We start from the raw sequence: 16,668 nt of genomic DNA on the forward strand, positions 1-16,668 counted from the left end.
CATATCGCTGTCAAATGGCTTTCTGCTTAAGTGTTTCATTTTATAAAAATGTCTAATAGACGGTGCAATCTGTCAGGTTCTACAGTTAGTACAGGGGCCAACTTACCAGCAAGTAGGAGCTGTATGGGGCATGGTCATCGATTCTTGTCTGGCGGGGAGGGAATGAGGGAGCGGTTCTGACCGATGGCAAAAAGGTGATTCGTAAGTTATGTAAAACCTTGCACGACGAGGAAGTATCGAGGGTAATCAAGCGTCTCTCATAACTCGAATAGAAGGAGTGAAAATAACAATGCGAACTAACAGACCATGGAAAAAAGTCGTTTCGTTACTTCTTGCAAGCGCTCTCTTTATACCAAACTGGTCCATGGCGTCCGCAGCTGAAGGGACAAGCGGGACCGAACTCGACAGCGTTTATTATAGTGATTTTGGCGATACGGCTACGCTGGATCCTGCATTCTGGGGGTTTACGACTGCGAATGCCACCGTATCTATTAATACATATGGAGTAGCTGGGAATAGCACCCCGATGCTGCAGTTTACCCAGACGAACCAAAGTGGTGGGCGTGTAGCGACCAAGAACTTTAGTACTTCGGTCAAAGGCAGCCAGATTCTCGTTGAATTTGATTGGTATCCTGGCAAGGTTAATGATAAAGCCGCGAGTAATCCTAGCGAAAATGGCGGTGAGTTTAGACTCCTAGATAGCACGGGCAATACGGTGTTTACGGTAAATAATACGAATAACTCGCCGTTGCAATATTTTGCTGGGAAGCAGCCTGGGGCTAGTACGGGGATCACTAATCCTCAGGCGTGGTATAAGGTAGGAATCAATCTCGATGTGGAAAATGAAGCCGTTATATTGAAGCTTACCGACAAAGCTGCGGGTACCAGTCAAGAATTTACGTCCTCGTTGCAAGGGGTAGCTTTTGATGGTTCGGTAGCTTCGGTAAAACTGGTGGGCATGCGGACTTCTGGCAATAATATTGCTTGGACGACGTACCTCGATAACTTCGGTGTGTATCATAAGCCTATCCCCGAAAATCGTATAACAAAAGTGGATAAGTTAGCCTATCACACGGTGTATGTAGACAAGAAGCGGGATATTCAATCTATCGGATTACCGCCAACGGTTAGCGTTACTCTGGCCAATAATAGTAAGGCAACTGTTCCTGTAAGTTCGTGGGTCAACGTTGGAACCCCTTGGAACCCGCGTGTGCCTGGCGTGTATACGTTTCAGGGAGAGCTTGCCGTTCCGGCAAGTTTGGAGAACGGTTTTGGCAGATATGCGACCCAATATGTCTACAATCGCCTTACGCCACCAGACAAGGCAAGACAGACAGAATGGCTGGATAGAGGCGTAATTGCTCTAAAATCAAATGAAGGCATATTCGTAAGTTGGCGTCTGCTGGCAGATGAGTATGATCGCGATGTGAAGTTCAATATTTACCGCAATGGGCTTAAGCTGAATACGTCCCCATTGTCGATTACCAATTATGTGGATGCAGCTGGTGTCCCAGGTGATGATTACAAAGTAGAGACGCTAGTTAAGGGGAAATCAGATTCGAAAGCAGAGGCGACAGCTGCGGCCAACGATTATCTTTCTATCCCGATGCAAAAGCCTGAAGGAGGAACAACGGCCACAGGCAGCTACACATATAGTGTCAATGATGCGGGTGTAGGCGACTTGGACGGTGACGGTGAGTACGAGGTTGTTGTGAAGTGGTACCCCTCCAATGCCATCGACAGCTCGCAGAACGCTATGACGGGGCCAACGATTTTTGATGCTTATAAAATGGATGGCACGCTCCTATGGCGGATGAATATGGGGCTTAATCTCACATCGGGAGCCCACTATCATCAGTTTATTATTGCGGACTATGATGGAGATGGCAAAAGTGAGTTCCTCATTAAAACGGCGGATGCTACTACCGTCTATGGGGTAACGGGCGGGAAGTTCGATAGCACTAAGGTTATCAGTGTCATTGGCAATGCAGCGGATAATGGCAAATGGGTGAATGAAGCTGGCCATATTTTCGGTGGGCCTGAATATATCTCCGTATTCAAAGGAGAAACGGGGAAGGTCATCGACACGATTAATTATGCATTCCCGCTAGGGGATGTCGCTTCATGGGGAGATACGTGGCACAATCGTTCGGACCGTTTCCTTGCTGGATTAGCATACTTGGATGGCGTGAAGCCGAGCGCAGTTTTTGGCAGAGGCTATTATGAACGGACGACGTATGTGGCTTATAGCCTAGTTCGTGGCAAGCTCAAAGAAGAGTGGACCTTCGACTCCGCTCAAGCGGGCAGAGGTGCAGGCTTAGGCTTCCATAATCTAGCCACTGCCGATGTGGATAATGATGGTTTCGACGAAATAATTGCAGGTTCGTTGACCCTGGATCAGGACGGTTCCATTCTCTATGAAATGGATGGCGAGATGCAGCGTGAACAGGGCTCACACGGTGATGCGCTACATGTAGGGGCATTTGATCCTGCACGGGAAGGCCTTCAGGTTATGGCGGTACATGAAGTTCCGTCTGTGGCATCCGTAGAACTCCATGATGCTGCAACCGGTGAAACATTGATGTCCTACAATGGTTATGTAGACACAGGGCGTGGTTTGGCGTCCAATATTACCGCAAGCCCAGGCTTTGAATTCTGGGGTACTGGAGGAACGACGCCAGCTTCAGGCGGTGGCATTTATAACGTCCAAGGTCAGGTTGAAGTGGATAGCTTTAGAACAGCAGGTGTATCGGTTAACTTCTCGCTTCTCTGGGACGGGGATTTATTAAATGAGCTGTTGGATAATACCTCGATCACCAAATTTAATCCTATCACAAAGAAGGCTGAGCCTTTCAAAAGCTTTGCAGGTGTCGTCAGTAACAATGGCACGAAGGCGACGCCGACCCTACAAGCGGATATCTTAGGAGATTGGCGTGAGGAAGTGCTTCTGCCGACAACGGACAGTTCGGAACTGAGAATCTTCAGTACGACTATTCCTACGGAGTATCGAATTTATACACTTATGCATGATCCCGTGTATCGAAACGGTATTGCATGGCAGAACACGGCGTATAATCAGCCGCCGCATTTGAGCTTCTACCTCGGTGAGGACATCAGAGACACCGTTCTGGCCGGCGGGTTGAAGGCGCCGAAAGTGGATTACACGGATAAACATCATAAGGACCCTAAGGATCCGAAAGATCCTAAAGACCCAAAGGATCCAAAGGACCCAAAGGATCCGAAAGATCCTAAGTAAATTGCAGGCTGTCCTAAAAGTAGAATTATCTACTTAGGGGCGGCCTTTTTTCGTGGGCAGCGACGATGCCCTAGCGCACAATTTTTATGCGCAGGCCAGCAGCGGCGACGCCCAAGACCTCACTTGTGCGCAATCGGCCAAGGAGGTCTATTTGTTATCTCTTTTACCTTTTACAAACAAAAACTCAACACGACCGTAATATCATTCTCCGATAAATCGATATGCCCATTTTCGTTACGGTTAAATCGATAGCCGTTGTCCTCGATCCCCTTACATATACGAAATAGCCGATGTTCATCCATTTGGATTAGCTTTGCAAAGTGTGCTAGATACATGGGCTTATCATTTAGAGAAATCATCTTACCTACCTACTCTCTGTGAGGGTTATTTGTGCTTAGCCTTAAATTAACAAGAATGAGTTAAAAAGTATCAGGAAATTTGTCGTCCTTATTTTGAAAAAAGGAAGTGTTTGATAGTTTGTCACAAACGGTGATCAAGCCGTCGCGGCTCATGTAACGGATTTCGGGTTTTTGGCACAACAACAAAAAGCCGTCGCTCAACAAAGCGACAGCTTCATTTATTAGTTTACAGAGCCGCGATACACGCTATTCCGTCCGTTTCTTTTTGCCTGGTAGAGCGCTTGGTCACAAGTCGAGTAAAGATCTTCAAAGTGTGTCCCCTCATTGGGGATGATCGTGAGAACGCCGATACTGATCGTGTAGGAGATCTTCAATCCAGAAACACGCGAGCTTTCAGCGGCTTGTCTGAGCCTCTCAGAATAGAGCGTCGATTCCCGTTCATTCATGCCGGGTATGATAATGGCAAATTCGTCTCCGCCATATCTAGCGAATAGATCATCCGCACCCAGCTGATCCTTCATTCGCTTCGAGAGATCAACAAGCACCTGATCCCCGATGTCATGACCGAACGAATCATTAATTGACTTAAAGTTATCAATATCAAACAGCATCAAGGTAATCGGCTTCTTTTTCTTCTCATAGTCAGCCATGTATTGATTCGTATGGGTGACGAACATTCTCCGGTTGAGCGTACCGGTCAAATCGTCATAGTTGGCCAGTCGAAGTAAGGCCTGGTCGGTCTGTTCTTTCATCAAGAGAATGAATCCCGTATTGCCTGCAAACATTGCAAGATACTGGCTAAGCAGCATCATAGTCTGATTACCGCCGAGCTGATAATAGCTCATTAGCGTGCCGAAGAATAAAGCACTGACGACCCTAATAAGAAGTACAGTAATGATGATTAGATAGAAATAGCCAATGACTTTGGTCAATGTAGATGAGGCTTGTTTACGAATCATGTGGAAGGCTGGAACTAGGAGTCCCATAGCGATGCCTAAGGAAACAAAGGAAATGCGGAACTTCTCTTCGTTGTAAAAAAACAAGATGCCATGGAAGCCAACTATGTTGAAAAGGGTCAACGCCACATACATGTTTCGAATCGACCTGCTCAGTGCATGTTGAATTTTCAGGATGGAAATCGTTTCAAATGCGTAGCCAATAAATAGCAATGAATTCACAAGAGATACCGTTAGTGTATCCGAAATGCCGCCACGAACCATTAAAAGCAGCCAAGCCGCGGCTTGCGTACATTTGGCATAGAAGAAATACCGAATTGTACTTTCGTCCTTACGCCGCCGCCAGTAGGCAATAATGAACACGGCCGTAAAAAGTTGCCCGATGACGAGAGTCAGCAGCATAGTTTTCATATCGATAAGTAGATCCATTTCGAACCTCATCTGACTGTTGAAGTTTGGGGGATTTCTCAAAAAAATGTCGAACATCATTACTTTACCATAAAACCGAGGTAAGGTGTTTCCAAATATTTACTAATACATGATAATTCTTTCCGGCTTCTTTTTCCCGTTATTGGCTTGATTATTCTATGTGAAAGTGGGGTAGGGGGTACATTGTATAAGCGATTTAAATTGCTTTCTGAGAACGAAGAAACTAGAAAAAAGCACCCCGCTGGGTGCTTCTTCTGGTAATAGGAGTAAAGTCGATATTTAAGGTTTGTTCGGAACCGCACACGTGCCGTCTATACAAGCCTCGTCGCTGGCTGTTTCAGCAACCTGTGCCGGTCGCTCGGCATCCCATAGCTGTTGCATAGCGTTCAAGTAGACGCCACTTGGCTGTGCACCGGACAACGCATGTTTGCCGTTGATGAGATAATACGGAACGCCGCGGATACCGAGGCGACTGCCTTGCTCCTCTTCGGCGCGTACGTTCTCAGCGAATTGATCGCTGGTGAGCACGGACAGGACTTCTTCGCGATCAAGTCCTTTCGCTTCCGCAATGTCTGCAAGGATGCTGTGGTCACTTACATTCTTGGACTCACTGAAATAGGCGCGGAACAACAGCTCGGAGATCGCGGCACCCTGGCCATGTTGCTCGGCGTATAGCCGTAACCGATGCGCATCGAAGGTGTTCGTCAGTACGAGGCCATCGAACTGAAAGTCAAGCCCATCAGCCGCAGCTTGCTGACGCATTTTCTCGTTCATGGAGATCGCTTCCTGACGGCTCATGCCGTATCTGGAAGAGAGCATGTCATACACGTCGTGCGGGACGCTTGCAGGTGCATGACGGTCTAACTCGAAGCTGCGATAGACAACTTCAACTTGATCACGGTGTTCAAAGCTCGCTAGGGCTTGCTCAAAGCGACGTTTGCCGATGTAACAGAACGGACAAGCAAAGTCCGACCAAATTTCAACTTGCATAAGGTTCACCTCAATAATGGATAAAATAGATTATTTATTGAATAATAGCGCAATACTTTCATGAATGGAAGTTGGTTTCTTCCCGATGAGCTTTTCAAGATCTGGGGATGTGTGTCCTTCTGTTCCTGCGGCCATTTTACGGTCAATTGCTACTAGGAAGTGTACAAGACCTTCAGGAAGCCCCGCTTGAACCATACCTTGGAAGGACTCAGCATCAGAGACAGATTGGTGAGTAACTTTTTTGCCGGATATGTCAGATAAAATGGCTGCTAATTCCGCGAAGCTCCATGACTCGGATGATGCTAATTCGTAGACTTTGCCTTGATGCCCATCTTCGGCAAGAACGGTTGCTGTCGCTAGCGCCAAGTCATCGCGTGTCACTGTATTAATTTTTCCTGTACCAGCGGAATTTATAATACTGCCGTTATCAATGTACGCTTGCAAGCTAGGATTAACATAGAGCTCCTGATACCACGTATTACGTAGGATCGTAGTTGGAATGTCTGATGCCTTCAGAGCAAATTCGGTTGCTAAATGTACATTAGCTAGAGGAGCGAAAGCATCTACATCAGCAAAGGCGAAGCTCGTGTAGATAATGTGGGGAACGCCTGCCTTCTTAGCGGCTTCAATTGCACTAACATGTTTGCGAACACGACTAATCGATTCATCTTGCGGGGAAGAAATAAGCAGAAGCTTGGACGCACCCGCATAAGCTTGCTCCAATGAAGCGGGATGATCCCAATCACCGTATCGTACTTCAATGCCTAACGCTGCAAATTCAGCGGCCTTCTCGACATTACGAACACTTACAGCGATCTCACTCGCTGGTACTTTGTTCAGTAAGTGCTGAACCACTAATTTACCAAGTTCACCTGTTGCTGCTGTAACCACGATTTTTGACATGATGTATGTCCTCCTATTTATAAAAAAGTTGTTGGTTAATTCGTTATAGTCATATATTATTATAGTATCTCTAAAAATGTAAGTAGTCATAATTATATAACATAGTCACAAAAATAAGACCATGGAGAAAGCGAGGGATTCGACATGTCCCGAACAACATTTCAGGGGGAAATTCCAGAGGATCAAATCGAAGTCTGCCCCATTACCGATACCCAAAATGTCATTGCTGGGAAGTGGAAAATCCTTATTCTGTGGCATTTACGGGAAACAAGGAGATTTGGTGAGCTGCAACGACTGGTGCCAGGCGTATCCAAAGGCATACTGACATCGCAGTTGAGAGAGTTAGAAAAGGATGACATGGTTCATCGGAAAGTGTATCAGGAGGTTCCTCCCAAGGTGGAATACTCACTGACGGAAGCAGGACGAAGCTTCATACCGATCCTAGAGAGCATGGGCGAGTGGGGGAAGAAGAACGGGACGATGAGTAAGAAGATTGGTAAGAAGCGTAGTCAGTAAAACCGCGAGAAGAAGTGTATGACGTAATTTCAAAGAAAGCGGCGATCGTGCGGAGAAGTTAGCTGAGCATTTTCGGTTAACATATCCCAACAGATCTGCTTTTATAGATGAGTTGGACAAAATAAAGTTCAATTAGTAGAGCCCCCGACTGTGAAAGTCGGGGGTTTATTTGAGTTCACTAGTCAATTAACGTTTATGTAGGGAAAGGTTTCTTACTGTGGATTTGCAATAATCTTTCCATTTTGCCACTCGAATTCATACTCAAATTGTTCCGTGGAGTCATAAAGGGCAGGCGAGTAAGGACGAACAATGTGATTGTCAGTGCGTTTCTCTGATAGCTTCTCTGGTTGACTCTCTTTTGCAGCAACACCTAGAACCGATAGGGACAATATACAGAAAAATACGAAACCGATTTTTGCTGTCATAGTCGGATGCCTCCGTCACAATAAGATATCTTTAGGATACGATGTTTATGTCATTGCAATATTATCTGGAAGTAAAGAGATTGTGTTATTTTTATTCTTACCCAACTCCGACAAAATGAAACAAGCTAACAGAAAACAGGAGACAGCAGGCAAATCTATTACCTATAAGCAGTGGCACTATTAGCGTAATGTTTTAGGAAGTTTTTCCATTAAAATGGAAGCGATTCCAATCGCGCTACGCCTTGCTTTATCTCATTTTGACCTCTGTTCAAACTCTTATAGTAAGAAGACCTAGATTCATATATAATTTAGGAGAAAATGTCGAAATCATAGGTATTATCTACGTTTTACATAATGGGGGAGCAGGCAAGCGTGAAACGTAAATTGTGGCAGCAGATTGGAATTGGTATCGTTGGTGGCCTGTTAGCAGCCGTTGCGCTGGCCGTTTATATCCCAACTCAGACAGAGACCAATGATTCCCCTAATGCAGGGAAACGTCATGTCATGATCCGACTGGAGGATGTTGGACTAGGCGGTGATTACAATACACTAGAAGGCTTGGGGAAATTGCGGGCCGTCATGAATTACATTGAGTCTGAGGATGTACCCTTTCATGTGGCGGTAATTCCCAGAAGGATGAGCTTGCAAGATGATGGTGTCTGGAAGGAAAAGGGGATTGACGACCCCAATCCAGACGAAGTTGTCAGCGCGTTTATTCAGGTTCTTCAGCAGGCTGAGCAGCATGGCGGTGTATTAGGCATGCATGGGTACCGTCATCAATATGGGGAGACCTATCGTTCGGATGGCGAGCAAAACTCAGGAATAGGATCTGAGTTTAATATTAAAGATGCACCGGAAACGCAAGAGCTCTCTTATGCAGCGGAACGGATGAAAGAAAGCTTGGCTGCCTTTGCAAGAGCAGGTCTACATCCCGCGTTCTGGGAGTCTCCCCACTATAAAGATACCCACGAGCAGCAAGGCGTGTTTCGTTCTTTCGTCGGGCTGATGTATCAACCTGATCTCTACGCCAAAAGCGCACGTGATGATATGAATACCTATGATACGATTAATACGTACGGACAAGATAGTTTGGGTTCGGTCTATATCCCTGCGCCATATCGCTACATCAGCGACGACAAATCAGTTGATCAAATGTTGGATAAGGCAGCAAAGGATGATGGATTAGCCTCCTTTTACTTCCATCCTTTTTTAGAATTTTCACACCTTGAACCAGTCATAGGGACGGATGGAAATCCTGCAGTGAAAGAGGGAATTCCACTCTATCAGTATAAAGAGGGAGATACAGCGTCTTACCTACATAAATTGATTGCAGGCTTTAAGAAGCTGGATTACCGCTGGATGTCACTGCACGATATCGTCCCTTTTACTCCTGCACATCGTGTTACGCTGCCACCTAGAACGAAGCTGCAGAATGTGATGCTAGGCGATGTAACAGGTCGTGGACATGCGGATGTGGTCGTGCGCCAGCTCCATCGTATTCTAGTTATTCCTGGAAATTATGAAATGCCCAGAAATCGCCCGCAGGAAGCTTCACAAGTATGGTTAAGAGAGACGTTTGCTCCTGAAGAGCAGATTCTGCTTGTGGATGTCAATAGTGATGGCAAACAAGATCTGCTCGCGTATAACGCCGAAACAGGAAATGTGCGGGTAGCCATAGCCGATCAGAAACAGTTCCTGCCAGTTCGCGCAATGGGAGCGTTGCCTTTAGGACTTTCCTCTCTTCGTACGCTTCGATCTAGCAGCGGCATGGGTTTGATTGCTAGAGGTGACAAGGGGCTCGTGCAAGTGAACTGGTTGAATCAGCAGTTGACGTATACAGAGACCGACACGAAGCTGCCCGAAGATGCCGAAATGTTCACAGCTCATATGCAAGACACTGCTGCAGAGGATGATATCCTGTGTGTCTCTCATAAGGATCGACGTGTATCCATTATGTATCGTCAAGGGCAAGGCCTGTTCGCTGACCCGCAAACAGCAGGTGGGGTTTCCTTTGGGAATAGCGATCAGCTGCTAGTTGGCGACACGAATGGTGATGGGCGAAGCGATCTGATTGTGTATAACGCGGAGACGGGCATCTGGCGGGTATTCCAGAACGAGGGCGATAACCATTTCCAGCCGCTGGATAACGAATTCGGCCCTTGGGCACAAGGCAAAGAGAGACGTGGTGTTGTTGCTGATTTTGATGGCAATCGGAAGATGGATATGGGCTCCTATGATGAAACGGGGCATGTGTTGGATCTGGCGCTTTCGTTTCGTAGTGGAACGCGATAGGTAGACGAAAAAGCACCCGGAGGGGTGCTTTTTGCTGTCTGCAGCTTCCGTTATAGTTACAAAACTGTGAAGTATGATGTGATTTTGTGAGTTAGCAAGCGTAAATAGGTGCATGAATGCTATGTATCTTCCCATACCTTAACTAGTTGCTATTCATAGAATAGAGTAATTGGTCCTTGTACCTGCAGGGCCTATGCCAACTAGAAAGGATGAAGGGACTGTGGAGGATAAAAAGAAAGAGCAAAAAAATAAAATTGAAGTTTCCGTGAAACCAATTATTAATGTCAATGTAGGCAACGCGACGTCGAAGAAAGAGAAAAAATGCTGCTCTTGCAGCGGTATGGTCAACAGTTATGTGGAAGCACAAGAACTGACGTTGCGTTTTCAAATTTGCCCCAATTGCAGGATGGAGGGGAGCTTAATCTATTTTACCGTGGAGGACGGTTCATTTACGTCCAGCTCCATTAGTCTTCCGAAATGTTATACTTCGCTTACAGGAGATACGGTATTAGAAATAAGCGGTTCAGGTTATTTTAATTTTCTAGGGATAACCTTCCAAGGTCCTTATGCCATTACTTTAGTAGAGAGTCTAGGTGCGACAGATGACGTTGTCATGTTTTCTTTTACTGGTCTAGATATTTTGGACAGTGTAAACTCGTTGCTAGGCTCAATTAACGTAAATGTACCAGACGGTGACCTTTCCATTACCTCATGCAGCAAGGATTGTTCATGCGGAACGTCACCTCCTGTCCCTCCACCTCCAACCAATGGAGTGGCTGCTGCGAGCAAAATGACAAGCAGAAATCGGCTGGTTATCGTAAGGCCTGATGGCCAAGTGATTACGCGGTGATTCGTAGGAACAATGGACATATCGCGTACGAATACGACGGCGGAAGCCGTTTTTTTCATGCTTAGGAATTCATCCAGGTCTGAAGTCTGCTATACTTTCATAGACAGATAGAAACAGTCATCACTTGGAGGAATTCATGATAATCGCAAAAAGGAAGATCGTCGCTGCTGGACTCAGCCTACTTATGCTGCTGGCAACGGCTTGCAGCCCTTCCGAGGGAGAGAATAGTCAATCAGCTGCACAAGGCAGCAAGTCATCGACCGTAGCCACCACTGCAGGGACAGCGCCTTCAGCAGCGCAGAACAGCAAGCGTATTCCAGCTAAGGTTGTCCGCGTCGTTGATGGCGATACGATGAAAGTCTCTTTTACCGAGGGCGGCAAAGTTAAAGAAGAAACAATTCGCTTACTTCTTGTGGATACGCCAGAGAGTGTAGATCCTGAGAAGCCGGTGCAACCATTCGCGCTGGATGCGTCCAATTATGCAAAAACAATGCTTACAGGCAAAGATGTCCAACTGGAAATGGATGTGTCGGAGCGGGATAAATACGGCAGATTGCTATGCTATCTCTACATTGGGGATCAGATGTTCAACGCCTTGCTGCTGGAAAATGGGTATGCCCGTGTGGCCTATATCTACCCGCCTAATGTGAAATATGTGGATCAATTCCGGGAGATTCAGAAGCAGGCACAGCAGAAAGGCTTGAACATCTGGAGCGTGGAAAATTATGCGCAAGAGGATGGGTTTCATGAAGGTGTGGTGAAAGGGGGCACAGCTGGAACAGCTACTCCGAAGCCAAGCCCATCTTCGCAACCCAAACCAGCCGCAGCCTATAACTCCTGCAAGGAGGCGAATGCAGCTGGTGCGTATAACATCAAGCGAGGTGAGCCTGGTTACAGCGCCAAGCTGGATGGTGACGGCGATGGCGTTGCTTGTGAGGCCAAACGGTAGACTCGACAAGTGAAACGCTATCGATGTCGCACGAGATATCTCAGTAAGGAGACCGTTGCAACCAGAGAAATAACGGCGATAATGAGCAGAGTGATGATCTCAACTAGACTTTGCAGTTGTAAGCGCAGCGTTAAGTGATCTAAGATGACAAATCGAACAATTTTCAAAGAGATCATATAAATGGAAATGAAGACTAAGGCAGCAACGATAAATGAAATGAATCTATACAGGATCATGTCTCCTCTCCCAAAAAAGCACCCTTAGGGTGCTTTTTCTGTTCAACCACGTCTATTGTGCAGACGCAGTCTGTCGATCATATTGATTAAACATCATGTTGTAGATGGCTGCTGACAGAACAGCAAGTGCCGCCAACAAGATGAACGTCCACGTAAAGCCAATCCAGCTGCTGATCGGAATGGAGAGTGGCGCAATGGTGCGCCCGAGTGTGTAGCGCAAACTGGAGGCCGCGAAATATTGACCGCGAATATGATCCGGCGCCAATCTGGACACGAAGGCTTGCTGTGGTCCTGCTGACATCAGCTCAGCCAGTGTGAAGACGGCAATGGCGATTGTCAGTCCCCAGAAAGTGGACATCTGGCAGAACATGACCATGCCCAGCGCATAGAAAAGCGCTCCGCCAATGAACACATAGCGATCGCGATACATCAGCATCCATTTGGTCACGATGACCGTGAAAATGGCGACGAATAAACCATTCTCGGAGACAATTAAGCCGAATAGCTGCTTGCCCGTTAACTGGAGATCCCAGTCATTGTAGGAGAAGATCGTCGTTAATGGCATGGTTTCTTCCAAGAAAACGGGGAAGAGCAGATCCAGCTGCATGAAGGTCTGCGAAAGCAGAACACCTGCAATGACGAATAGCAGGAATACACGGTCTGTGGCAATGATCTTGTAGTCGCGCAGCTGGACCGCAATGGCATGGTACCAAGGGGTATCAGCTTGTAAGCGATGGCGATCGGCTAACTGCTGCGGCAGTGTCTCGTTTAAGCGACGTGCCATCATGAGTGCGAGCAAAACGCAGAAGACCGAAGCCGCGGCCAGTACGAGATAGGGATTGTCCTTGTATAGGAGCGAGCCAAGCAAAGGTCCGACGACGACAGCCATGTTCGCGGCGGTATAGAAGATGGCAAACACGCTGGCGCGATGCTCATCCTTCACAACATCTGCGACCATGGCCTGACTGGCTGGCCAGTACAAGGAGCCAGAAAAGCTAGCTAAGCTGAAGCCCATGAAGCTAATAACAGGCATGGCCAGCCAGGGAGAAGCGGCGAGTGCGAAGATCCCGTAACCTAGGGCTTGTCCTAGAGCAGCAATCACCATCATCCGTTTCCGGCCGAACCGATCCGCGCTGTAGCCGCCGAGCAGATTGCCGAAGACCGAAAGCGCCTGCGACAAAATCAGCAGAACGCCTGTCCAGCCTTTACCGAAAGAGTTGGCAAAATAGATCGATAAAAACGGGAAAAATGCCCAAAAAATAACGTTAAAAGCAGTTTCTCCGCCGAGGCGGATTTTTAAATTAATGTCCCAATCTCTGATCTTCATTATTTAATTTACCTCTGGTTAATATAAGTGTCACCCTATCATACTACCAATCTTCGTGCGGAAACAAGGCAGATATAAGGAAGAATGTTTCCAGTTATCCGATAGAGGAGGCCTCCTCAGCGCATTCAGCATTTTTTCAGTTGATAAAATCGCCAAAACGCAGTATTATTCATTAATAATGATTCTCAATCGCAATTGGGTACTTAAGGAGTGAAATGAGCATGGAAGAGAACGAATTGTTTGATGTAACGGTTATCGGCGGGGGACCAGCAGGTCTGTACTCGGCTTTCTATAGTGGACTGCGTGAAATGAAGACCAAAATCATTGAATTTCAACCGCATCTAGGCGGTAAAATACATGTATATCCTGAAAAAATGATCTGGGACGTTGGCGGTGTCACACCGACGCCAGGAGCGAAGCTGATTAATCAGCTTGTCGAGCAGGGGCTTACGTTCTCCCCGGAAGTTGTGTTGAATGAGAAAGTGGAAGCTATCGGTAAAAATGAAGACGATATCTTCATCCTGCGCACAACCACAGGCCAGCTGCACTACTCCAAAACCGTGATCGTCGCTGTCGGTTCCGGCATCCTTAACCCCAAAAAGCTAGAGATCGAAGGCGCAGAGCGCTACGAAGTTTCGAATTTGAACTATACGGTCAAGTCGCTTGAGCGCTTCAAGAACAAGACGGTCGTCATTTCCGGCGGCGGCAATTCGGCTGTGGACTGGGCGAATGAATTGGAGCCTGTCGCCAAGCAAGTCATTCTCAGCTATCGTAAAGAGCAGCTAACCGGACACGAAGCCCAAGTAAAACAGTTACAGAACGGCACGGCGATCTGCCACTTAAATACGTCCATTACGAAGTTATTTGCTGCTGGTGAAGATTCATCTATTGAACGTGTTGAGCTGACGAATCATGAAACGGGAGAAGTTTCTTCTGTGTTGGTGGATGAAGTCATTATCAACCATGGCTATGATCGTGATACAACCTTGCTTGAAAATAGTGAAATTGAGATCGAGAGAGCGGAAAATTACTATATCGCAGGTAATGCGAACAGTGAATCCTCTGTGCCAGGACTCTATGCAGCTGGGGATATTCTTAATCATCCAGGCAAAGTGCATCTGATTGCGGGCGCCTTCCAAGACGCGGCGAATGCGGTGAATAAAGCGAAACAGTACATTCAGCCAACAGCTGAGAGTTATGGGATGGTCTCTTCGCACAATCAAGCATTCAAGAAGCGGAATAAAGAATTAGTGAAGCAAATGTTTCAATCCTAATCGGGATAAGCTACATATATCCAATCAACTAGGCACCCTGTGGGGTGCTTTTTTCCGTCTCAAGACGGAGGTAAATTCTTATGAGTGACCGTATAATTTTCATACTACTAGTCGTCGAAAGGAGCACTATGAAATGAACACGGAAACACTCATCGGTTATGGCATCGGTGCTGTTGTTATTATTTTAGTTATTTGGCTTCGAACACGAGGGAAAGCAAAACCTATTCGGAATAAAGGAAGAGGCATGCTGATTCCCGTTTTCCTGCTTCTCATTGTGTTCGGACTTAGTATTAACTCGCTGACACATATACCGGATCATCCTTTTCATATTCCTGCCTTATGGGAGCTGCTATGTGCAGGCGTGCTCGGCGTGGCGTTAGGGAGTATTATGCTCTACCACACGGGATATGAGAAGCGGGAGGATGGTTTCGTTTATTCGAAGCCTAATCCGAACTTTAAATATGTGATCGCGGCAGTCATTGCGGTTCGATTGATTTTATCACAATATTTTAAAGGCTTGGATCCAACCGAATTCGCGGTGTTAACGATGGTTATGGCATATCTATACATTTGTGTCTGGCGGATTGGCAGCTTCCTCAAGTACAGGAAGGTTAGTGCTAACTAAAATAGTTGATCTTAAAAGGGCACCCTAGGGTGCTCTTTTTGAATAGTTCGATATTTCCGAACTAAATCGGCGATTTCTAGCGAAAAAGCATGAATAGTTGGATTTTACCTAACGAAGTGACCATTTTTCGCTGTTAGCGGCCGTTTATGGTGATTTAGTTAGGCTAATTCGGACTAATGGAGGTAGCAGTTCTCACCGGAAGGAGTCGCTGTTCCCGTCCATCTATCTGAGATTCCCCCGCGGCCATTGTCTTTGCTATAATGTAAAAAAAGACATAAAGCAGGTGATTCCCTATCCTAGTCATCAAATCAAACGAAGTGCTGGAGCTGCTTGCCATGCCAGCTTGTATTGAAATCATGGAGGCTGTGCTCGCTGATCTAACGAATGGACAAGCCGTACAAGCGTTAAGATCCGTTGTTCCGCTGGATGGCGGCAACGTGATGGGGCTGATGCCCACTTTTTTGAAGCGGGATGAAAAAGTCGGAGCCAAGGTGATTACCGTTTTTCCTGGTAATCATGGAAAAGGCTTCCCGTCCCATCAAGGCTTTGTCTCTCTGTTCAATTCGACCAACGGTCAATTGGAGGCGATTGTGGATGGCACCCGAATCACCGCCATCCGCACGGCAGCGGTCAGCGCAGCAGCAACGAAGTTGCTGGCTAAGCCCGAGGCCGCGACCCTTGCCGTGATCGGCACGGGCGAACAAGCCCGCACGCACATCGAGGCGATGCTGCTGGTGCGCCCGATCACGAAGATCCAGGTATGGGGGCCGAATCCGGCCCATGCCGAAAAGCTTAGAGCTGAGACGGCAAGCCGCTATCCGGCTGTCGTCGTAGAAGCTGCACCCTCCGCTCAGGAGGCCGTCGCGGATGCCGACATTATCTGCACGGTGACGGCGTCGACGACGCCGATCGTGCAGGGCGCCTGGATCAAGGAAGGCGCGCATGTGAATGCCGTTGGCGCCTGCCGAGCCAAAGACCGCGAGCTCGATACCGAGCTGGTGCAACGGGCGGAGCTGTTCGTGGATCGCACGGAGTCCGCTGTGAACGAAGCGGGTGATTACCTGATACCTCTGCAGGAGGGGGCGATCGGTGAGGACCACATTTTAGCTGAAATTGGGGAGCTGTTGGTAGGCTTGAAAGCAGGAAGACGCTCTGCCACGTCCATCACGCTGTTCAAATCGTTAGGACTCGCCTGCGAAGATCTCGCAGCAGCGCAGTACATTTACAAAGAAGCAATTCGCACACACAAAGGAACCCACATTGACTTCTAGGAGTGAGCAT

Annotated in this window: 14 protein-coding genes; 8 read left to right on the forward strand and 6 right to left on the reverse strand. The window is 47.2% G+C overall.

The window, feature by feature from the left end:
• The first annotated feature begins 289 nt into the window (after positions 1-289).
• A complete protein-coding gene (locus AC58QT_RS29250; RefSeq protein WP_497412047.1) occupies positions 290-3,256 on the forward strand; it encodes a rhamnogalacturonan lyase in 2,967 nt (988 codons plus the stop codon).
• 580 nt (positions 3,257-3,836) lie between these two features.
• Here the strand turns inward: AC58QT_RS29250 and AC58QT_RS29255 are convergent.
• The 3 genes from AC58QT_RS29255 to AC58QT_RS29265 form a co-directional block, all read right to left on the reverse strand.
• Positions 3,837-5,000 (reverse strand): GGDEF domain-containing protein, encoded by a 1,164-nt coding sequence (locus tag AC58QT_RS29255; protein WP_497412048.1) that lies wholly within the window; start codon positions 4,998-5,000, stop codon positions 3,837-3,839.
• 279 nt (positions 5,001-5,279) lie between these two features.
• On the reverse strand, positions 5,280-5,990 hold the full coding sequence (locus AC58QT_RS29260) for a DsbA family oxidoreductase (protein WP_497412112.1): 711 nt from the start codon (positions 5,988-5,990) through the stop codon (positions 5,280-5,282).
• A 30-nt stretch (positions 5,991-6,020) separates the two neighbouring features.
• On the reverse strand, positions 6,021-6,893 hold the full coding sequence (locus tag AC58QT_RS29265; protein WP_497412049.1) for an SDR family oxidoreductase: 873 nt from the start codon (positions 6,891-6,893) through the stop codon (positions 6,021-6,023).
• A 144-nt stretch (positions 6,894-7,037) separates the two neighbouring features.
• On the opposite strand from AC58QT_RS29265, the gene AC58QT_RS29270 reads away from it, so the two are divergent.
• Positions 7,038-7,409 (forward strand): winged helix-turn-helix transcriptional regulator, encoded by a 372-nt coding sequence (locus AC58QT_RS29270; RefSeq protein WP_497412050.1) that lies wholly within the window; start codon positions 7,038-7,040, stop codon positions 7,407-7,409.
• Positions 7,410-7,621: 212 nt separating this feature from the next.
• Here the strand turns inward: AC58QT_RS29270 and AC58QT_RS29275 are convergent, their stop codons facing one another.
• Positions 7,622-7,834 (reverse strand): hypothetical protein, encoded by a 213-nt coding sequence (locus AC58QT_RS29275; RefSeq protein ID WP_310502391.1) that lies wholly within the window; start codon positions 7,832-7,834, stop codon positions 7,622-7,624.
• 372 nt (positions 7,835-8,206) lie between these two features.
• Between AC58QT_RS29275 and AC58QT_RS29280 the strand changes: the two genes are divergently transcribed.
• From AC58QT_RS29280 to AC58QT_RS29290, 3 genes are all read left to right on the forward strand, one after another.
• Positions 8,207-10,126, forward strand: coding sequence for a DUF2334 domain-containing protein (locus AC58QT_RS29280; RefSeq protein WP_497412051.1), 1,920 nt, complete (start codon positions 8,207-8,209; stop codon positions 10,124-10,126).
• Positions 10,127-10,346: 220 nt separating this feature from the next.
• Positions 10,347-10,976, forward strand: coding sequence for a hypothetical protein (locus AC58QT_RS29285; protein ID WP_497412052.1), 630 nt, complete (start codon positions 10,347-10,349; stop codon positions 10,974-10,976).
• 136 nt (positions 10,977-11,112) lie between these two features.
• A complete protein-coding gene (locus AC58QT_RS29290) occupies positions 11,113-11,925 on the forward strand; it encodes a thermonuclease family protein (protein ID WP_497412053.1) in 813 nt (270 codons plus the stop codon).
• 17 nt (positions 11,926-11,942) lie between these two features.
• Here the strand turns inward: AC58QT_RS29290 and AC58QT_RS29295 are convergent, their stop codons facing one another.
• Positions 11,943-12,161, reverse strand: coding sequence for a hypothetical protein (locus tag AC58QT_RS29295; RefSeq protein WP_497412054.1), 219 nt, complete (start codon positions 12,159-12,161; stop codon positions 11,943-11,945).
• Positions 12,162-12,213: 52 nt separating this feature from the next.
• Positions 12,214-13,488, reverse strand: a complete 1,275-nt coding sequence (locus AC58QT_RS29300) for an MDR family MFS transporter (RefSeq protein WP_497412055.1) — start codon at positions 13,486-13,488, stop codon at positions 12,214-12,216.
• Between the two features lie 221 nt (positions 13,489-13,709).
• Here AC58QT_RS29300 and AC58QT_RS29305 point away from each other — a divergent pair, with 221 nt between their 5' ends.
• From AC58QT_RS29305 to AC58QT_RS29315, 3 genes are all read left to right on the forward strand, one after another.
• The gene (locus AC58QT_RS29305) at positions 13,710-14,762 is read left to right on the forward strand and encodes an NAD(P)/FAD-dependent oxidoreductase (protein ID WP_497412056.1); all 1,053 of its coding nucleotides are present in this window, start codon (positions 13,710-13,712) and stop codon (positions 14,760-14,762) included.
• A gap of 133 nt (positions 14,763-14,895) precedes the next feature.
• Positions 14,896-15,387: a CcdC protein domain-containing protein gene (locus AC58QT_RS29310; protein ID WP_497412057.1), complete on the forward strand. Its 492-nt coding sequence runs from the start codon at positions 14,896-14,898 to the stop codon at positions 15,385-15,387.
• Between the two features lie 317 nt (positions 15,388-15,704).
• Positions 15,705-16,658, forward strand: coding sequence for an ornithine cyclodeaminase family protein (locus tag AC58QT_RS29315; protein ID WP_497412058.1), 954 nt, complete (start codon positions 15,705-15,707; stop codon positions 16,656-16,658).
• Positions 16,659-16,668 lie beyond the last annotated feature (10 nt).

This window comes from Paenibacillus sp. J31R109 (genome assembly GCF_059692055.1).